17 protein-coding genes are annotated in these 18,415 nt (G+C 64.8%); 2 read left to right on the top strand and 15 right to left on the bottom strand.

Going from position 1 to position 18,415, the window contains the following annotated elements; all coding sequences use genetic code 11:
* Positions 1 to 67: 67 nt before the first annotated feature.
* The 7 genes from PYV00_RS02655 to PYV00_RS02625 all read right to left on the bottom strand — a co-directional run bounded on the left by PYV00_RS02655 (position 68) and on the right by PYV00_RS02625 (position 9,062).
* Positions 68 to 682 carry a response regulator transcription factor gene (locus PYV00_RS02655; protein ID WP_275226696.1) on the bottom strand — a complete coding sequence of 205 codons (615 nt, stop codon included), beginning with the start codon at positions 680 to 682 and terminating at the stop codon, positions 68 to 70.
* Positions 672 to 2,240 (bottom strand): PAS domain-containing sensor histidine kinase, encoded by a 1,569-nt coding sequence (locus PYV00_RS02650; RefSeq protein WP_275226750.1) that lies wholly within the window; start codon positions 2,238 to 2,240, stop codon positions 672 to 674. The genes PYV00_RS02655 and PYV00_RS02650 overlap by 11 nt, the downstream gene beginning before the upstream one ends.
* A gap of 405 nt (positions 2,241 to 2,645) precedes the next feature.
* Positions 2,646 to 3,176: a DUF2726 domain-containing protein gene (locus PYV00_RS02645; protein WP_428981602.1), complete on the bottom strand. Its 531-nt coding sequence runs from the start codon at positions 3,174 to 3,176 to the stop codon at positions 2,646 to 2,648.
* 12 nt (positions 3,177 to 3,188) lie between these two features.
* Positions 3,189 to 3,389 carry a hypothetical protein gene (locus PYV00_RS02640; RefSeq protein ID WP_275226695.1) on the bottom strand — a complete coding sequence of 67 codons (201 nt, stop codon included), beginning with the start codon at positions 3,387 to 3,389 and terminating at the stop codon, positions 3,189 to 3,191.
* 45 nt (positions 3,390 to 3,434) lie between these two features.
* The gene (gene mobF, locus PYV00_RS02635; protein ID WP_275226694.1) at positions 3,435 to 6,473 is read right to left on the bottom strand and encodes a MobF family relaxase; all 3,039 of its coding nucleotides are present in this window, start codon (positions 6,471 to 6,473) and stop codon (positions 3,435 to 3,437) included.
* Entirely contained in the window at positions 6,473 to 8,782 is a 2,310-nt protein-coding gene (locus PYV00_RS02630; protein ID WP_275226693.1) for a type IV secretion system DNA-binding domain-containing protein, read from the bottom strand. Before PYV00_RS02630 ends, mobF begins: the two co-directional genes overlap by 1 nt.
* Positions 8,772 to 9,062 (bottom strand): hypothetical protein, encoded by a 291-nt coding sequence (locus tag PYV00_RS02625; protein WP_275226692.1) that lies wholly within the window; start codon positions 9,060 to 9,062, stop codon positions 8,772 to 8,774. Before PYV00_RS02625 ends, PYV00_RS02630 begins: the two co-directional genes overlap by 11 nt.
* Before the next feature lie 546 nt (positions 9,063 to 9,608).
* On the opposite strand from PYV00_RS02625, the gene PYV00_RS02620 reads away from it, so the two are divergent.
* Positions 9,609 to 9,827, top strand: a complete 219-nt coding sequence (locus PYV00_RS02620; RefSeq protein WP_275226691.1) for a hypothetical protein — start codon at positions 9,609 to 9,611, stop codon at positions 9,825 to 9,827.
* Positions 9,828 to 9,944: 117 nt separating this feature from the next.
* Here the strand turns inward: PYV00_RS02620 and PYV00_RS02615 are convergent, their stop codons facing one another.
* From PYV00_RS02615 to PYV00_RS02585, 7 genes are all read right to left on the bottom strand, one after another.
* Positions 9,945 to 10,169: a hypothetical protein gene (locus PYV00_RS02615; RefSeq protein WP_275226690.1), complete on the bottom strand. Its 225-nt coding sequence runs from the start codon at positions 10,167 to 10,169 to the stop codon at positions 9,945 to 9,947.
* 877 nt (positions 10,170 to 11,046) lie between these two features.
* A complete protein-coding gene (locus PYV00_RS02610; protein ID WP_275226689.1) occupies positions 11,047 to 12,579 on the bottom strand; it encodes an IS110 family transposase in 1,533 nt (510 codons plus the stop codon).
* Positions 12,580 to 12,643: 64 nt separating this feature from the next.
* Positions 12,644 to 13,210: a hypothetical protein gene (locus PYV00_RS02605; RefSeq protein WP_275226688.1), complete on the bottom strand. Its 567-nt coding sequence runs from the start codon at positions 13,208 to 13,210 to the stop codon at positions 12,644 to 12,646.
* 187 nt (positions 13,211 to 13,397) lie between these two features.
* Positions 13,398 to 14,399, bottom strand: coding sequence for a DUF2493 domain-containing protein (locus tag PYV00_RS02600; protein WP_275226687.1), 1,002 nt, complete (start codon positions 14,397 to 14,399; stop codon positions 13,398 to 13,400).
* An 822-nt stretch (positions 14,400 to 15,221) separates the two neighbouring features.
* Positions 15,222 to 15,824, bottom strand: coding sequence for a hypothetical protein (locus PYV00_RS02595; RefSeq protein WP_275226686.1), 603 nt, complete (start codon positions 15,822 to 15,824; stop codon positions 15,222 to 15,224).
* Between the two features lie 32 nt (positions 15,825 to 15,856).
* Entirely contained in the window at positions 15,857 to 16,186 is a 330-nt protein-coding gene (locus PYV00_RS02590) for a hypothetical protein (RefSeq protein WP_275226685.1), read from the bottom strand.
* Between the two features lie 52 nt (positions 16,187 to 16,238).
* Entirely contained in the window at positions 16,239 to 16,568 is a 330-nt protein-coding gene (locus tag PYV00_RS02585) for a single-stranded DNA-binding protein (RefSeq protein WP_275226684.1), read from the bottom strand.
* A gap of 708 nt (positions 16,569 to 17,276) precedes the next feature.
* Between PYV00_RS02585 and PYV00_RS02580 the strand changes: the two genes are divergently transcribed.
* Positions 17,277 to 17,576 carry a DUF1153 domain-containing protein gene (locus tag PYV00_RS02580; RefSeq protein WP_275226683.1) on the top strand — a complete coding sequence of 100 codons (300 nt, stop codon included), beginning with the start codon at positions 17,277 to 17,279 and terminating at the stop codon, positions 17,574 to 17,576.
* A 455-nt stretch (positions 17,577 to 18,031) separates the two neighbouring features.
* Here the strand turns inward: PYV00_RS02580 and PYV00_RS02575 are convergent.
* The coding region (locus tag PYV00_RS02575) for a DUF736 family protein (RefSeq protein WP_275226682.1) at positions 18,032 to 18,415 on the bottom strand (384 nt) is incomplete at its 5' end.

Raw genomic sequence — 18,415 nt, 5'->3', positions numbered from 1 at the left:
GCGACACTACTGGTCGATCGGGGATGTCAGGAAATCGCCGGCAGGTCGCTACGTAACTGTCCTAGGCTCAGCCCGTCACCCCCGCGGCAAAGGCGATCCGGAGCGCCTCCGACAGACTGCGAACGCTGAGCTTGGTCATGACGTTAGCGCGATGCACTTCAACCGTGCGGGGCGAGATCCCCAGATCATAGGCGATAGCCTTGTTCGGCAGACCCTGGGCAAGACCCTTGAGGACATCCTGTTCGCGCGCGGAAAGGCCGGCGATCAGGATTGCCGCATCCGCCGCTCGGTTCGCGCGCGCCTCCGTATCGGCGATACGTTCGAATGCGCTCTCGATGGCGGTGAGGAGGATGGCCTTTTCGAAAGGCTTTTCTATGAAGTCGACCGCGCCGGCCTTCATCGCACAAACCGCGTTGGCGACATCACCATGTCCTGTAAGGAGCACGACCGGCATCGCGACGCCGCGTCCATTGAGCTCTTGCTGGACCTGGAGGCCGTCCATCTCAGGCATCCGGATATCGAGAAGAATACAACCATGGGCTGCGTTCTTGATATTCTTTAGAAATTCCACTCCGGAGACCCACGGCACCACCATGTAGCCCGACTTCTTCAGCATGAAGCCAATCGATCGACGGACCGAATCCTCGTCATCGACGATATGAACTACCCGCTTATCGTCCATCGACCTTCTCCGCCTCAGCTCTTATCAAAGTGAAATGGAACTGTGTTCCGCTCTCATTCGCCGGCTCCATCCAGATGCGCCCTCCATTTGCCTCGATGATCGTTCGACAGATTGATAAACCAAGACCCATGCCTTCGGACTTGGTGCTGACGAAAGTTCGGAAGAGCTGCTCGGCGACTTCGGGTGCCACGCCGGGGCCCGTGTCGGCCACCGTGACGCGGATGAAGCCCGGTTGGCCTGGCGTCGTACGAATCGTCAGAAGCCGACGGGCGCTGGTCCCCATGGCTTCGACCGCATTGCGGATAAGGTTAACGAGGACCTGTTGGATCTGGATTTTATCGACCAGTACGTTCGCGGCGTCATGATCGATGTCCATGCGGGTCTCGACCGAGCTCTCGCTGACGCCGATCAACCCGAAAGCGGCCGCTTCGTTGATCAGATTGGGCAGATTCTCGACGGTCTTCTCGACTTCGCCCCGAGCAACAAAGTCGCGCAGGCGACGAACGATGTTGCCGGCCCGCAGGGCTTCCCTGGCAGCATCCTCGAGCGCCTCGACCATCTCAGGTATATCCTCGAGGTCGGGTTCAGCCAGCATGTCGCGCACGGTCTCGACGTAATTGGCGACAGCAGTGATCGGCTGGTTGAGTTCATGCGCGAGCGTCGAGGCCATGGTGCCCATGGCGCTGACCCGTGCGACGTGAATGAGCTCGGACTGGAGTTCCTCGAGCTTCTCCTGCGTTCTTTGACGGTCCGTCAGATCGCGGATGAAACCCGTAAAGAGCCGCTGGCCCTCACCGCTCGTTTCCCCGACGGATAACTCCATCGGAAAGGTCGAGCCATCCTTGCGCATGGCGAAGACCACCCGGCCGATGCCGATGATCCGTCGCTCGCCGGTTCTGAGATAACGCTCGAGATAGCCGTCGTGGCGCTCACGATAGGGTGAAGGCATCAGCATGCTGACGTTCGAACCCACAACCTCGACCTGCGAATAGCCAAACATGCGTTCCGCCGCATCGCTGAATGACACCATATGACCACGCTCGTCGATGACGATCATGGCGTCGGGGACCGTCGAGAGGATCGAGCGCAAGTGGGCCTCACTGTTGCGCAGCGAGGTCTCGGCGGCGCGCTGGTCGGTGATGTCGTGCACGATGGTTGCGTAGCCCCTCAGGGAACCATCGGGGTTGTTGAGAGCAGTGATCGAGATATGGGCCAGAAATTCGCTGCCGTCCTTGCGCATCCTCCAGTCGTCGACTTCGATCCGGCCGCGCAGCCGCGCCTCCTCGAGGAAGCTGATCGGCTTGCCGGCAGCAATCGCATCGGGCGGGTAGAACAGATGCGCGGGCCTGCCGATCATCTCCTCCGCGGACCAGCCCTTCAGGCGTTCCGCACCTTCGTTCCAGATCGTCACCTTCCCACCGGGATCGAGCATATAGATGGCGTAATCCTGCGCGCCGTCGATCAGAAGGGCGAGCTCCTCCGCCAAATCCGCGGTGTTATCGGCCAATTCGCGCGTAACCGAGACAGTGCGATGATGATTCCACCACAGGAGGATCATCGCGATCAGAAACATGGCGACTGCCATTTGCTGGCTGGGTTCTCTGGGCCATCCGTCCACAATCACAAGCGTCGCAAGCGTCATGATGCTCACGCTCGAGATCACGAACAGGACCGGCCTGAGGGCGACCAGCACCATCCCGGCCATGGCGAGTGTCACGAAATAATGGACACGCTCATCGACATGCTCAGCGAGCTGCTCGCGGGTGACGAATGCGATGACGGAGATAGCGATGCCCGCAAGGAGAGCGGTGAGTAGCTGTGAAGATACGGAACGGCTGGCCAGCAGCGCTGTGACCGCAGCTGCTGGCAGGAAATTGCCCTTCCTCGAGGATTGCAGGTTGTTGTCCGTAATCGTCCTGTTCCCAGCACATTTGGCAGGAAACAGCACGATACTCACGGCCGGTCATTCTTCATAGGCGGATTGAACCGCTTCTTCGCGGAGCGGTCCAACAATGCGCAGCACCGCCGGAATTGTCGGGCGGGCGGCCGCTGGTATGCGAAAGGTGCGGTATCCCGCGCCCCTGGTCATCGCGTCACGGATGCGGTCCCGCGCTGCGCTGTGAGACCCGTCGTCGATCTCAATGAGAGCGACCACCCGTCCGGTCGTCGGATCCTGCACCACGAAGTCGACGATTTTCTGGGAGAAGGCGTTGCGGTCCGCCGGTGTTCCCCGGCAGCCCATCCTCGCAGGAACCTTGAGAAGCGCGCCCATCGCAACCTGCGCGTGGAAGCGGTACATCGGGAATATTTCCTCGAGCACGGCAAGCATGGCCTCTTCACGGCGGGTCATGAACGGTTTGGCGACAGGCGGCGGAGGGCCGGAAAAGCCCGTCGCACCGCCAAGCAGCGCCAGGATCAGCATGGCGCAGCCGATGAAAATCATGAGCGGCAGGTTGGATGCGATCAGCGTGCCGATTTGTTTGTGCAGGTCCATGGCCACCTCCCTTCAGCCCCAGCCGTCCCGCCGGCCCTCGCCATTGTCGCGCAGGTTTCGGCCATCGAGGGCCGAGCGGCGGATACTGAGCTCGACCTCATCGCCCTTGCGGGTGATCTGGACGTCGCGTGGATCGATGTTGTTGCGGCGGGCATATTCGTCTGCCGCTTTCTCGCTGCCGAACTTGCCGGCCTGTTCAAATTCCCATCCCATTCGTCGTCTCCTTCCAGTCGCCCACACCCTGCCGGCGTCGTCACATCACAAATCGAGGCCGAGACTGCGCTCGGGGAGCGGCGGCAGTGGATCGGCCCGGTCGGGCTTGAGGTCCGGCGGCATCTTCGGATCCTTGGCGTCCGGCGCTGGTCCGGTTGGAAGCGGCGGCAGATCGCTCGGCAGTGGCGGAAGATCGGAGAGGTCGCCCCCGTCGATCGGTCCGGGATCGAACTTCTCGCGCGGCTGCACGCCCGGTCCCTTCTTGCCGTCGACGTCGAGCCGGCCCAGCGTCTCCAGCGCGGAGGTCTTGTTACCGGGATTCATGTCGAGTTGACGCTCGAGCTTCGCGCGATCGTCGATGACCATGGTGAGCTCGTCGCGCACGCGCGTGACGCCCACATTGAATAGCCGCTGGTTCGAAAGGTTGCGCTCGTGCGCCGACATGACCGTTATGGCCTTGTCGGTGGTGATCCCCTGCGCCATGTGCATGTTGAGGCTGTAGGCAAGATCGAGCCTGGAAAGCATGGGATCACCGAGCTCGAGCGTCAGGCGACCCTTGTCTGCGGTCTCAACGGTCACCCCGCCGGCATCGACGCTGACGACGCGTGCGAGTGCCACGTTGTGCAGCCCTCGCACCTTGTCGTTGGCTGTCCAGCGGATTCGGTCACCTTCGCGCAACTGGAGATCCTTCTTCTCGGAAAGCTGCAGCCGATCGCGCTGCTCGGTGGGCGAGAGCTTCTGGGGGTCGAAGCGGATTCTGCGCCGTCCATCGGCAAGCTCGACCTTGCCGCTCGCATGAACCTTCAGCACGTCGTAGCGCCCACCGGCGAGGCCAACATCCTGCGCCCCGCCCTTCCCTACCTCGAGTGTCTGACCAGGCTGGTAAGTCGAGGCGTAGCGCAGTTCCTCGCGGGTAGTGTTCACCCGCTCGTAGACGGTGAGGTGGATCGCCGCGCCCTTGACGCTGCCTTCGGCGATCAGCCCATCCTGGATCCGCTGATTGATGATGGCCCGCGCGTCGCGGCCAGAGGCGAAGACGGCCGTCGCCTCGCGGTCCGGCTGGGACAGGGCCAGCCACATATCGGCGGCGGCCTCCGCAGGCTCGGACGCCTCGACGACGCGGTCGCCAAGAACCTTCATGGCGGCGCTCGCCTTGCCGACGTTGGCGAGCGCCGCGACGGTCCGGAGCTGATCGGTGCGCTGGCGGATATTCTGGTCCATCCGCGCCATCGTGCCGCCGCCCGCCTGGATCATGGCAAAGGCCTTGCCGGCGTCTATCGAGGAGAGCTGCTGCCGGTCGCCGACCAGGACCAGCTTGTCGACGCCGAGCGCGGCCGTGATCTGATGCAGCTTCAGCATATCGCTCGACGACACCATTGAGGTCTCGTCCACGATCAGCATGGTGCCACCGAGCTTCTCGCGCGCCGCTTCGTAGCGAGCCGTATCCCGTTCCGAGACGAAGCGCTCATTGGCGAGCACGAAGGAGGCGATCGTCTGGGCCTGGATGCCAGCGCCATCGGCGAGGTCCGCGACCATCTTGTTCTGGAAGGCGAGACCCGTGATCGTGCGCCCTGCGCTTTCCGCGACCCGCGCCACCGCCTGCAGCATGGTCGACTTGCCGGCGCCAGCGACGCCCTGGACCGATACGGTGCGATCGGGCGACGAGAGGATCAGCGTCGCCGCTCCGAGCTGGCCGGGGTTGAGGGGGCGCTCAGCGGCATCCTGCAAGCGCTGCGGTGCATCCACGGCCGCCAGGATCGGCTGGGACGTTCCCTTGCCCTCCTCGACGGCACCGAGGATCTTCTCCTCCGTGCGCAGCGCTTCCTGCGTCGTCACCATGCGACCCGTCCGGTCGGCCGCAGTCGCGACGCCCGGGATGAGCTGGCGGTTCTGGACGAGTCGGTCGATGCGCCGCTCGATCATATCGACGGTCACGCCTTTGAGGCCGAGATCGACCGCCGTCTTGGACAGCTGGTGGACGGGCCACGCCGCTTCACGCTCGGACAGGATACGCACGGCCGATGCGACCGCGAGCTGCGCGCGCGCCTCGCCCGGCGACTTGACCGCTCGGGCAAGCGCGCCATCGACCAGCGGATCGCGGGGCCGAGCCAGGCTGCCCAGACGGTCGCGGGCACCTGCGATGGCATCGACGATTGCGCGGTAGCTGCGCTCCAAGGTTCCTTCGGACGGCTGGAGCCCGGCCCGTGCCTCGGCCGCGGCGACAAGATCCTTGCCGTCGAACCCATGGCTCTCCGCCCGGTCGATCCAGTCCTGTTTCAGGGCGGCGCGATCCTCAACGTCGAGCTTTGGATCGCGCGAGCGCTTGGTGATCTCGCGCAAGCCCTCCGGCGACTTGATGCCGAGCCGGGTCGCATGTTCGAGGATGTCCTCACGCCGCTGGCTATATTCCTGGATCACCGTCTTGGGCACACCGGCAATCTCGAACGTGCCGTGCTTGCCCTTGAGGTCGAGCTGGTAACCGATCCGTTCGAGTTCGGCCCGAAGATAGGCGTGATAGATCGAGCCAATGATGCTGTTGTGGCTCCAGATCTTGTCGGCATGGAGCGCCTGCCATTTGCCGTCGGGCATTCGGGTCAGATTGGCGATGACGGCGTGGATGTGCGCCTGCGGGTCGAGCGCCCGGCTCGTGTCATGCTGGAAAAGCGCATAGACGAGATTGCCGGTCTGGACGGGGACCTTGCGGCCCTCGACGTCGCGGCGCCCCTCGGCAAGGTTCTTCTCGACCCAGGCCATGGTCGCCTTGACCGCAGCCATGTTGGCGCCGAGCACACGCTTGTCGCCGGCGACATAGGCCATGACCGAGGCGGACTTGGGCATGGAGAAGGTGAGATCATAACCTGCGCGCCGGTTGTCGACCTGGGCGACCGCTTCTCCGCTCGGAAGGATGCCGTTCAGCGCGCCTTCGAAGGCCTCCTTGGACACCTCGCCCGAGAGACCGATCGCCTCGGCGCCCTCCCCTCCCCAGACGCTGACCTCGGACGAGCCCTCGACGGTGTAATAGTCGTCCTTCGCGAAGTAATTCGCGGCACCGGAAGCGGAGCGGACGCCGGCGACCGAGAGCATCAGATGCCCATATCCATGCCGTCATGGTCGCGGCCGGACGAGAAGTCCTGCCGCAGTTCGGCGAGAGTCTGATCCTCGACCTGCGGCGCGCCCGGGCCTTGTCGATAGCCGTCGCGCCGGTCGTCCCGGTCGCGGGTGGTGACCGTCTGCTCCTCCGCGCCCGCGCGCGCCGCCTGTGCCCGGTCGGCGGCATGGATGTGTTGGGGCACCTGTTCACCGCGATCGTCGGCACGTTGTCCCTCGCGGGCAGCCGTGACCTCGGCCTCCTCTTCGACCTCGGCCGAGAGGATGCGCGCGGCCAGGTCCTTGGCGAGATTGCCCGCCTCGGACACCTCCCTGACCACCTGATTGGCTCCATCCCGTCCGCCGGCCTCACCGCCCTCGTCCTCCTCGAACGCCTCCTCTCCGCGCTTTGATCGAACCGGCTGAACATCGGGCCTCTGAACGAAGCCCTGGGCGATCTGCGGATAGTCCTTCCACTCGAGGAGGATCCGTGCAGCGGGAAAGCCGTCGGGAAACTTCACGAAGCCGTGCATCGAGGGCAGGTTGGTGATGTCATCGGCGATGACGAGCGGCTCGACCTGCTTGCGCGGGGTCAGTGTCGAGGCGTCGCGGGTATTGTTGTAACCATAGCTGTAGGCCTCATCCATCTGACGGACCTCGCGGTTACCAATGTAACGGGCGCACTGCTCGGCGGTATCGAGATCGGCGGTCGCAAGGATGAGCTTGGAGCGGGCCAGCGAAGCGAGATTGCGGGCGCCCTGTTCGCCATAGACCTCGACCAGTTTCTCGAAGCTGTGGAGGCCGAGGATCATCGCGCCCCCGAAAGCGCGCGCGGTCTGGAGCCCATTCTCGATCGCGGGCAGACGGTGCAGCGCGCCGAGCTCGTCGAACATGAACCAGGTGCGTAAACTCCGCGTGCGCGGGAGCGTCATCAACCGGTTGATGGCGAGGTCCATCCAGAGCGTGAGCAGTGCCCGGTTCATCGGCAGGTCGACATAGCTCGAGGTGACGAACAGGATCGACCCGGGCTTCTTGTCCCGCGTGATCCAGTCACGGATCGAGAAGGGTTCGCCCTCGTCGGGAAGGAAGCGCAGGACCTGCGCATTGGTGTTGAAGACGGCGCGGATCGATTCCGCCATGCGGGCGGCTTCAGGCGCGGTGAGCGGGTCGGCGATGGTGTTGGCAAGGAAGCGGTGCACGCGCTTCAGGTCCGCGGTCATCAGATTCTCGGAGAGTGCGAGGTTGCTGGTCTGTCCGCGCTCCTGAAGACGGATGCACATCTCGATGAAAAGTGTGCGCGCGGCCAGCGCCCAGAAGGGTTCGGACGAGCCGCCGTCAGAAGGAATAAGGGCGGCCGCCGCGGCGGTGAACTCGCTGTGGGTGCGGCAGTCATTGAAGATCGACCAGGCCGGGCAGCGCGCGTCCATGGGGTTGAGGATCGTATCGCGCCTGGGATCGTAGAAGGCTTCGACATAGGCGCCGGTCAGATCGAAAATGACGGCCGTGTCCTGACGCTCGCGCATCTGGGTGACGAGGCTTCTGAGTTCGGTGGTCTTGCCCGACCCCGTGGTGCCGATGAGCATCGCATGGGACTGCTCGGTCCGGTGCGGAAAGGGGATGCCCGCGAGCATGTAAGGATGATGGATACCCGCCTCCTTCCGCGCGCGGAACGGCAGTGCCAGAACCTGCCGCGAGGGCATTCCGGGGAAGAGCTCGACCGCCTCTTCTTCGAACTTCGCGCGGTTGTGCTCGGCGATCTCCGCGAGGAGGACGCTACGGTCGACCAGCATGGCGCCGCGTTCATGCCGTTCCTGAAGGATCGATCGACCGCGCCGGTGCGAGATGTCGACGAACCAGATGGCCGCCGGAATGGTGATGAAGACCGAGACAAGGAAGGCGCCGATGAGGCCCCGCATCGCGACGGCCCAGGCGGTGATGACTTCGGGGATGAAGGGCACTGCCGGCATCACCGTTCGCATGATCTCGCCGCTGGGCAGCGTGACGTTGACGCGCTTGTTCGGATTGAGGTCGACCCAGTTCCAGATGGTCGCATAGATCTTCATGCAGACAAGCTGGAAGCCATGCTCGTCGAGCTTGAGCGACATGATGAGGAACCATGCGCCGAGGAAAGCAAAGAACCAGAGGATGAAGGGCAGTTTCGCGCCCGAAAACCACATCAGCATCTCGTGGGTGAGAAGCTGGCTGCCGCGCGTGAAATTGCCCGCGTTGCGCTGCACGTTTCCGCGCGCCGAATGGTGGGTCAGCGGAACGGGTCGGCCGTCTGTGCGGATGTCCTCACGCGCCATGATATTGCTCCAGGCGCCTGTCGGTTTCCGCGATAATGCGGTCGCGATATTCGGGAAATTGCTCGCGGATGATGATGTCGAGGGCCAGCTGCTGGAACTCGCTGATGCGGGCGATCCGGCGGTGGCTGGAGGTCAGGAGCTGGCCGGATGACAGGAACCCGTCGACGGCCGTGCGAAGCAGGTCGGAGGGCGTGCATCCGCGCTCGGCGGCGAGTGCGACGAGGCGATCATATTTGCCGCGGTCGAGCCGGACCGAGCAATGCTTGTAGGTGGAAGTCAAACCAGGCCTCCTAGCAGGGAGGCTGGTGGGGTCTCAGAAAACGTCGCCAGTTATAGGCGAGTTTGAAGATCAGGGCAAGAAATTCGGCCGGCCAGGAAAGCGTGTGTTCTGACGTAACACGCTGAAACACCGCAAATCTGCGGGTTTTTCTGGCCTGCAAAAGCTGTCCCACAGCACCCCACACAGTGAAATAGCTCTAAGTATCTGGATTTATTCCAGAACCCATGCACCGACGGTGCGTTCGGTGTGCTTCTCTGCACCAGGGCTGATCCAGTCCTCGGGGCGTCCTGTGACGCGGTCGATCGGCAGGGAAAATCGCTTCCGGCTGGGCGCCAGGCCGTCCGGCGGACGGAGCCTTCGCGGTCGCAGGTGCGGGTGGGTGCGAGACGACGGCGCGGGTCTGACGCGCGGTATCGAACGCCATACACGCAAACGCATGTGATCACGGCCCAGTGCTGGCGGCCGAAGTTGCGCTTTCGGCAGCGGCGGTCAGCGTCTATACTCAACGGGTTCATAGCCCGATCAGCGTGAACCAAGAGGCCCTTCATGGCACGCACATTGGAACAGGAAAGAGCAGCGATCGAAGAAGATGCCCGTCGGCTCGAAGAGCGACGGCAACGGCTGGAAGAGAAGGAGCGTGATGCTGCGGTTCAGGCCGTCGAAAAGGCCGGCCTGCTCAAGCTCGACGCCAAGCGGTTAAACGCACTTCTCGCGCGCATCCGCAGCCTCGGAATCGAGGAAGTGGAAAAACGCCTGACGGCGTGACCGATCCCCGCCGCGATGGTCTCGCGGCACGGGCATGGGGGGTTCGATGCCCCCCATGCCCGTTCATCCTCGCAGCAAAAAAAGGGAGAGGCCGCCAAGCCCCTCCCTCAAATTTTTTCAATATTCGTCGAGACGCCCGCCCGGCACGCTGTACACAATCCGGTCGATGATCGTCATCGGCAGCGCGCCGTAATCGCCCTCGTCGATGGTGATGTAACCTGCCTCGTTATCGGCCACGACATGCTGGTCGAAGTAACTGTGAAGCGCCCGTCGCTCGGCGTACGCTACGGCGGCGAAGTAGGCGGCGTTGTCGGCGGCGGCGTTGGTCGAGATGATCTGCATCGGTCTGCTCCTGTCTGTCTTGAATGACAGGGGCATGCGCGTCGGGCGGGCGAGGTCGGGTCAGGGATCGCCGGCTTGCCGGCGACCGCGCCAGCGGCGGTGGGGGTCACGATTTTCTTCGGTGGCCGCCACGGTGGCGAGAGGAAACCGACGCCCGATCCGCCGAAGAAAATGGTGGGGCCCCGCCGTCCTTGAGGCGGCCTCGTCCGTCCGACATCATGGGAAGTCTGTGAGAGATGTTCCTCTTGGATAGAGCCCCCGGCAAGGCGTAGCGGCGTGCGGACCGGAGGGTCCGCGCGGCACGTGAGCGAGCCGGGGCAGAAGACGCCCGCCGCGCAAAAAATAGGACCAATTGAGGATGGCGTTCCGGAATGCGAGCAGCGCTTGCGATTGGCGGCTGGCCGGGTTCGGCTTGGTGCGAAACTGTGGCTGTGGTAGGGCGCAAATTGCGCTGCGAAAACGGCGGCGCCGGGGCTCGAAAACCCTGTCGATAACGGCACTCGGTGTGAGGTTCACGCCGGGGTGCCTGCGCATATGTCCAGGTACCCCGGTACTAAAATCTCTAGCTGCTGCCCCCACGGTAGAGGGTATCCAGACTTTATATTGCTACGTCATGATCTTCTTCTCCGTCGATCATTGCAAGTCCACATCATCCATCCCGGAGTGCAACAGTCTCTTCGCGGTCGGGCGTTTGTCGTGGCCGTTGGGCCGATCGCCTGCCGCAGTATGGGCATTCACTAGCAAAGGGTGGAGCTTCAACAAGCGTCACGAGGTTGTCACCACCTCACCTTTAGACCCGAAGTCTCCGATCCCTCCGCCTCCCGGGAGGACTGTTTCGCCGCCATTGTGCGAGCGAACCTGGTGTGAACCTGCGCGCTCAGGCCGGCAGCCGGCTCTGCATCAGCGCCCGGTGCGCCGGCACGTCGGCCGCCTTGGCCATGAAGTGGGTGCCGTCACGCCACAGACTGAACATGATGATCGCCAGCTTCCGTGCCAGCGCGACCTTCGCCTTGTTGAAGCCGATCCGCTTGCTGAGCTTGAGGCCCCAGTCCTTGAGCGTGCTGAACGACCGGGTGTTCGACAGCATGACGGTCGCGGCGCCGACCAGATGCGTGCGGGTGAGCTGGTTGCCCATCTTGCTGATGCCGCCATGCGTCAGGCTCTCGCCCGACTGGTAGACGCGCGGGGTCAGGCCCAGATAGGCGGCCACATCGTCGACATGCCGGAAGCGCGTCGGGTCCTCGATCGCGCTGTAGAACGATACGGCGGTGATCGTGCCGACGCCGGGGATCTCCATGAACCGCCTGCAGACCGGGTTCGACGCGGCCAGCAGTTCCAGCTCGCGCTCGATGCGGTTGGCCTCGACGTAGAAGCCTTCGCACAGATCGAGCAGCGGCAGGACCCGTGGTCGCAGATCGACGCCTTCAGTGTCGGCGATGAGGCACATCTGGTCGATGGCGCGGCTGCGATAGCTCGCCGCGGTTTCGGTCCCACCCTCGATCCGTCCGCCGTAGACCCGCACCAGGCCGCGGATCATCGCCTCGGTCTCGCGTCGCTGTTTTACGAGGCGGTCGCGCATGGTGAGATAGGCCCTGATCTCGAAGCACAGGTTCGATTTGACATAGACCTCGGTCAGATATTCCCGGCCCGTCCGCGTGATCTCGGCGATGCCGCGTGCGTCGTTCGTGTCGGTCTTGTTCCGCTTGACCGACAACACGCGATGCACCTGGCGCGCATCGAGCACTACAACCTGGAAGCCCTGCGCACGCAGCTTGGTCGTCAGATGCGGCGTCAGCCCGCCGCTCTCAATGCCGATCAGCGTCACATGCGATTTGAAGTTCTTGCGCAGATAACGTCCGATCTCGGTGGCGCTGCTCTTCATCGAGACCTGGTGAACAATCGCGCCGTCACAATCGAGAACGCAGACCGCCGTATTCTTGTAGCCGACATCCAGGCCAACCCAAAAGCGCGCCGCCGAAGGATCGGCCTCCGCTCGATCCATCGCCGCCAAATAGGACGGCACCACGATCTTCTTCGACATGACCGACTCCTTTCTTGCCAACATCTGGTCAACAAAGGATACCCTCGCGTCGAAGGCCGGGCAGCAGCTAAGCCACAAGCGTAGGCGCACTGTTTCGACTGTGTTTTCGAGCCCCGGCTCCCGCGCCCAGCGCGCGGGAGTTTCCGGGTCCGCCATGTCCCCCGAGCTATCCGCATCTGCATCATGGCATGCGACGGAGGAGAAATGGGCGAGGACGTGGGCGACGCGTTGCGGACGGACCCGATAGTGCAGAGGGCATTGGCGGTGGTGCTGCTTCGAGAGGCATTGCCGCTGCTTTATGCGCTCGACGAGCATGGCGCGGCCGCGCATCTTCAAACAGCGATCGACACGGTGCTTGGCGCGGGACATGAAGCGCCGCCGCAAGGATCATGCTGACGGTGCGTCATTGATTGCGCATCGGCTATCGCCGTCCTCACGCCCAGACGAGACGAGCTTCGTCCAGATCTGTGGCGCTCGCCAGGAGGCGTTCCAGCCGAGGCAGATAATGCTCGACGCGGCGCTGCGCCGCCCGCGCCGGGGTTGACGGATCGGAGAGACGCGTGCGGAGGCTGTCGAGCGCGATCTCGCCAACGCTTTCGGCTTCGATCTCGAGCGCCTCAAGCAGGGCGTAGGCGTTGCCATAGGCAAGATCGAGTTCGAGGCCGCGGTCGGATGTCATGGCCACGCGCATCGTGATTTGGGCGTCACTGGCGCTGTGGTACACCGAGATGCGGCGCCCCCGGAACTGGGCTTCCTCGACGACGGTGATGACGGCCGGATCATGGTCGAACAATGCGGTCACGGCGGCGAGTGCAAGCGGGCAGATACGCGCTTCGAAGCGGTCGGCGATCGCTTCGTCGGGCTCGATGAGCGGGAGTCCGATGCGCTCTCCTTCCGCCCGGAGATAGCGCCGGAAGGCGGCGAGTTGGCGCGCGGTGATGACCGCGTAGCGGTCGAGTGCCTCGTCGGCGGGAACAGCGATGCGGAAGAGGACGGACATGGCCTTTGACTCCTTGGGCAAACCGCCGCGCCCTCCCCTCTTTCCTTGGTCCTCCGGGCATCGTCGCTGCGACGGGCGCCAGCGCCCGGCGGTGCGCGGGGGTTCGATGCCCCCGCGCACCGCATAGAGCCAAAAGGAAGAGGGAAGAGAGGCCTCGGCGGTTGCCGGAGCCTCTCGGGATGCGAGGTCAGGCCCTGCGTGCCATGCGCTGACCGGAGGGCACCGTCGCGCGCTGCTGGTCGAGCTTCACGACGTGGAGCGGGACGCCTGCCTGCCGCAGCTTCTGGGCAAGGTTCATCTGGATGCCGGACCCTTCGCAGACGACGGCTTCGACCGGCTTGAGGGCGAGCAGCCGGTCGTTGCGAACAAACGCGGCCTTGGCTCCCAACCGGCGGTCGAGGCGGAACATGATGACCTTCACGCCGCGCGCTGCCGCCCAGGCCTGGGCGATGGCATCGCAGCCCTTGGTCTGCGCCGTCGTGGCGAGGATCATTTCGGGAATGCGGGCCTTGATCGAGTCCAGCCCCTTCCAGAGCATCTCGTGATCGTCCCAGACTTGACCGCCCGAGAAGGCGACAACAGGGCCTTCGGGGGTGAACTGCTCGCGGCGCTCCCGGCCCCTTGCGGCAAGATAGTCGCGGGCGTCGATCATCGAGGCGGTGACGCCGTTCGAGACCCGGCTGCCGCGCGTCGGCGAATAGGGCCGCCCGGTCTCGACACGATAGACTTCGGCGGCGTGGTCGCGCATGCATTCCATGGCATCGCGGCACCCTTGCAGCGTCTGGCAGAGGAGCTGCGCTTCCTCGATCTGCGACGCGTAGATTTCGCTGGGGTCGAAGCTGCGCGCGAGTTCGCCAAGCTCCTTGGCGGCGTCGTCCTCGCGATCGCTGATGCGCTTCGCCACGACATGGAAGCTGTTGACGAAGCCCCATGCGAGGTCGCTCGCGAAGGGTTCGAGGCGGGTGTCGCGGAACACGTCGAACAGCGTCGCCATCACCATCTCGACGGCGGCTCGGGCCTGCTCCGGATCGGGCATTTCCAGCTGCTCGGTCTCGTCGACGGGCGACAGCTTGGCGCGTTCGTCATGCTCGATGAAGGCGGCTTCGTAGAGCGGGCTGCGCTCGTCGGTACCCGTCTCGCTGGCGATGAAGCTGGCGAAGTCGGCGAAGTTCGAGAAAGACTTGGTCATGTTGGCCTCCATGGCTTTTGGTGTCTCATCCACGCGATGAGGCCTTGCTCACGGCATGCGGTGGTCAGGGACGTCGGGCACGTTAACCGGGAAGCCGGCCCGCGGCCGGACCCCGGTTAACGCCGCGGCAGCGGGGAGTGGGGGAACCGATTTTTTCGGGTGGGCGCGCCAGCGGCCGCGCGGAAAAATTGGGGGGACCGCTCATGCTCGACGGACCGCCAACCCCGCATGCCACACTAGGCAGACACAAGAGAGGAATAGGGGTTTCAAACCTCATCTGGGGGATCCCGCAAGCGGGTTCGTTACCCGAATGGGCGGAGACGGGCCGACGGCCTGGCTCCGTGAGCTTTGCTGGTGCTCGCGCGGCACGCGCGGGCGGCGGCTTAGCGAATAGAGCCCCGGTCCCGCCCGGCGCGAAGCGTTGGGCGGGATGCGCCTAAACCCACTTCCCTTCCTGCACTTCCAGCAGCCTCGCCGACCGGACCAACGCTGGATGGTGGGCGCAAACCACGCCTCCTCCGTGACGTCTTGGAGGGTCTCGGGACGACGATGGGGATCACGCATTTGCTGCGATCCGCTTCGATCACCATCAGGCTGCAATCGGCAAGTTTCGGGCCTTGGGCGCGGCACATCCCGCGGCACCGGTCGAAGCCGATCGCTGCACCAACGGGCCATAGCCCGGCGTCAACCGGATGGAGGCACGGCAAGGCGAGGACGATGCCTCAGATGGTGACGCCCGGCGACCTGTCCGCCAGACCGATATGATGCTGGCACGAGCCGGAAGTGGGCCGGGGCCGGCAGGCGCCGGCTCCGCTACTCGGATCAGGTGGGCCTGATCCATGTGGCTGCGGACTGCCAGCCAATGATATCGCTGCCGCTATCGCCGACCGCATCGGCGGAGATGTCACGCCACGGCGAGTGCGGACGATAGGTCGGCATGTGCCGGGCCGTGAGCAGTTCGTATGTCGAGCAAGTGTAGCCGCTCAGCCGGATCGCGAGCACGGGCTGGTTCTCGGGCGGCAGGGCGGTGAAGACCGAGATGAAGCCTGCCGGGACCGGCTGCAGCGTCGCATCGATCATGGTGCGCGCGAGCCGGGTCTCAAGCTCCCCGGCTTCAGCCCCCCAGGGGTGAGCATCGATGTCGAAGATGCCGGCATCCGCGCGGCTCGGCCGACAGGAGAATTCGCCGGACCAGCAGCGGCTCTCGGGATTGAGCGCGGCGACATCGCCGGCAAGGCGCGGCTCGCGGGTCTCGCGGCGCAGCCAGTCAGCGAGGGCCGGCGTGAGCCGGCCAGAAAGCTTGCGCGCGCGCAGCGGTGGCGCGTCGGGTTCGGGGAACTCGACCAGCCACCAGGCGAGGCGATGGTGCATGATGATGCCGTAACAGTGGTCGGCCGATGGGACGGCCGCGGAACGGGCGTGCATGGGCATTGTCCTTTCTCGATAAGGGCGACGGGTCAGTGGACCGACCCGTCGTGCGCGATGATGATTTCGGGGATGATCAGCTGGTGTTCGGCGGCAACCAGCGACCAGGCGGCGGCGAGTTCGTCATGATATTCGCAGTCGACGACTGCGTCGGCGCTGGCTTCGCCGAACTGCGCTTCCTCGAAATCGCGGATGTGCGCCGCGTCGGCGGCCTCGGTGATGGCCTGGGCCAGGCGGGCGGCGATCTCATAGGCGTTGAGGCTGTCGGCTGCCCGTCGGATCCGGGCGACCATGGTGGGGTTGGTGACTTCGATCCCGTAGGCGACCCCGGTGATCTCATCGAAGCTGGCGAGATGGAACATGTGCTGTCTCCGCAAGAAATGAGAAGGGCGGCCCGAAGGCCGCCCGATGGGGTCAGAGGAATTCGATTTCCTCGGCGACGATGTCGGTGTTGTAGTAGGTGCGCCCGTCGCGCTCGTTGCGGCTGTAGCGGATCTCGCCAACGATCATGAGCTTGTCGCCCTTCTTCTTGTGGTTGGCGACCGACTTGCCGAGCCCGTTGAAAGCCTTGACCTGGTGGAATTCGTCGTAGGTCTCGGTGTAGCCGTTCTCGTCCTTCTGGACCTGGCCGTCCTTGATCACCGGCTTGGAGGTGACGAGGCTGAAGCTGACGCCGCCCTTGCTGTCGGTGCCGAAGCGGCTGATGTCCGAGGTGATGCGCCCCGAGAGAAAAACCTTGTTCATGTCCGTGACCTTTCGTCTCACGCCAGCGGGCCGATCCCGCTGGGATGAACTTGACCGAAGCCCGTGATTGAGGGGCCGTCGCACCCGCGCTTCAGCGCGGGGAAACCCCCCTTTTTCGAGTGGTGCGGGCAGAGGCCGTCAGGCCTCAACACGGTCGGGAAAGGGCGGGTTGCGGCGGGCCCGCACGGGCGTAGCGTTCATTCCACAAGCGGGTGGCCAGATGGCCGGCGAAAGCCCCACGCATGGACTTGGGAAGAGGTTCGGGCCGGTTCCCCCGCATCGCCGCCGACGTCGCCGCGGCCGGCGGCATGGCTATCGGCAGGATGAACCCGGTCGATCGGCGCGGCGGACCAGCAGGATCATGAGGCACCGCAGTCACGGGGAGGCACCGGTCGTAGGCTGTCGGGCGCCGGGCGGCAAGCGCGCGGTGGGCGGCATCCATTCGCGGCGATGGCCTGGCGCGCGGGCGGGCGCCACGCCCATGAAGACAGACGCGGAAGATGAGCGCTGTCCCAGCAAACGGGGCGATGCGCGCGCGGGCCTTTCGCGGAAGGTCGCCAATCCCGGCGGAGCGCCGAACCGGGGCAAAACGGGGCTAATGCCCGGGCGTTAACCCTGATGTTTCAGGCGGCGACAACCCTGACGTCGCCATAAGGGTCACAAGAGCAATGCGATGCGCCCTGCGGCGTGGCCGGCGAGTGAAGCGAGATGATCGAGAATCAGAAGTTCCGCCCGGCGCATGTCATTGGGCCGCTCGGCGAGCCGCTGACGCTGGACATGCTTCCCGCGCCCGACACGCGCCGGTGGGTCGTGCGGCGCAAGGCCGAGGTCGTCGCGGCCGTGAACGGCGGGCTGCTGACGATCGATGAGGTCTGTGAGCGGTACGGTCTCTCGCTGGAGGAATTCGCGGGCTGGCAACGCGCTGTCGAACGTTCGGGGATGCAGGGCCTGAGGGTCACCCGCACGCAGCACTACCGTGATCTCTACGAGCGGCAGCAGCGCTATTGAGCCTGCGGCGCCCCGAGCGACGATCCGCAATGCCAGGACGATCGGCTTTACCCTCTGAGCCCTCATGAAGTCTGCGTGGACGAGGCTGGAGAATGCATCGCTCGATGGTTTCTCCGTCATTGCCGCCGCCTGTGCGCGATAGCCATCTGCTCTTCAGCCGCGCCGCGGTCGGCGGCGCCCCAAGCCACCGTTGCCAGAAGGAAGGCTGACCGCAGACGCGCCCACCTATGGGCTGTGCCGCTCGCATGATTTCCCCGAGATCATGAATTTCGAGAGCGCCGACGTTCAGGTTGATGCCCTGGCCGTCTATATATGCCGACGCTTCGCCAGCCTCCCGTCCCGGCGGCGGTCGGGCACTGGAAACAAAAAACAGGGCCCGCTTCGCCGGGGGAGCGAAGCGAGCCCTGCGGGGAAGCGTGCCCGGCCTGGAGGCGTTGGACCGGGCACGGCGGGGGTCAGCTGACGGCTTCGGGTTCCTCCGCCTGTTCGGTCGCGCGCTGGCGGCGCTGCCGACGGCCGCCTTCCTGCGGCTCGTGCTGCGGTTCGCCGCCGAAGACATGATCCGCGGAGGAGTGGCCGAGGCCGGCCTCGGCGCCCTGGCCGGACGGCGCGGGCTCGTCGGCGCCGGGCAGCGGCGGCAGACCCTCGTCGGCCTTGGGCGCCATCTCCGAGGCGAGGTCGCGGCGCCGCGTCGGGCGCGACCAGACGACGTTGTAGCTGCCGTCCTCCTGGCGGAACGCCGACACATAGAGCGGCGCGGCCAGGCTCGGATCCTCGATCTTGCCGTTGAGGAACGCCTCGCCGGTGCTGTTCGAAGCCAGCTCGAAGAGCGCGCCGAC

Source organism: Novosphingobium album (ex Liu et al. 2023) (genome assembly GCF_029076845.1).
GTDB lineage: Bacteria > Pseudomonadota > Alphaproteobacteria > Sphingomonadales > Sphingomonadaceae > Novosphingobium.
The sequence above is the reverse complement of the archived record's forward strand: the minus strand, read 5'-3'. Positions and strand labels throughout refer to the sequence as shown.

Coding starts and splice junctions, on each gene's coding strand:
- PYV00_RS02655 (WP_275226696.1), bottom strand. CDS start 682: ATGGACGATAAGCGGGTAGTTCATATCGTCGATGACGAGGATTCGGTC.
- PYV00_RS02650 (WP_275226750.1), bottom strand. CDS start 2,240: ATGATCCTCCTGTGGTGGAATCATCATCGCACTGTCTCGGTTACGCGC.
- PYV00_RS02645 (WP_428981602.1), bottom strand. CDS start 3,176: ATGGACCTGCACAAACAAATCGGCACGCTGATCGCATCCAACCTGCCG.
- PYV00_RS02640 (WP_275226695.1), bottom strand. CDS start 3,389: ATGGGATGGGAATTTGAACAGGCCGGCAAGTTCGGCAGCGAGAAAGCG.
- mobF (WP_275226694.1), bottom strand. CDS start 6,473: ATGCTCTCGGTCGCCGGCGTCCGCTCCGCTTCCGGTGCCGCGAATTAC.
- PYV00_RS02630 (WP_275226693.1), bottom strand. CDS start 8,782: ATGGCGCGTGAGGACATCCGCACAGACGGCCGACCCGTTCCGCTGACC.
- PYV00_RS02620 (WP_275226691.1), top strand. CDS start 9,609: ATGGCACGCACATTGGAACAGGAAAGAGCAGCGATCGAAGAAGATGCC.
- PYV00_RS02615 (WP_275226690.1), bottom strand. CDS start 10,169: ATGCAGATCATCTCGACCAACGCCGCCGCCGACAACGCCGCCTACTTC.
- PYV00_RS02610 (WP_275226689.1), bottom strand. CDS start 12,579: ATGTCCCGCGCCAAGCACCGTGTCGATCGCTGTTTGAAGATGCGCGGC.
- PYV00_RS02605 (WP_275226688.1), bottom strand. CDS start 13,210: ATGTCCGTCCTCTTCCGCATCGCTGTTCCCGCCGACGAGGCACTCGAC.
- PYV00_RS02600 (WP_275226687.1), bottom strand. CDS start 14,399: ATGACCAAGTCTTTCTCGAACTTCGCCGACTTCGCCAGCTTCATCGCC.
- PYV00_RS02595 (WP_275226686.1), bottom strand. CDS start 15,824: ATGCACGCCCGTTCCGCGGCCGTCCCATCGGCCGACCACTGTTACGGC.
- PYV00_RS02590 (WP_275226685.1), bottom strand. CDS start 16,186: ATGTTCCATCTCGCCAGCTTCGATGAGATCACCGGGGTCGCCTACGGG.
- PYV00_RS02585 (WP_275226684.1), bottom strand. CDS start 16,568: ATGAACAAGGTTTTTCTCTCGGGGCGCATCACCTCGGACATCAGCCGC.
- PYV00_RS02580 (WP_275226683.1), top strand. CDS start 17,277: ATGATCGAGAATCAGAAGTTCCGCCCGGCGCATGTCATTGGGCCGCTC.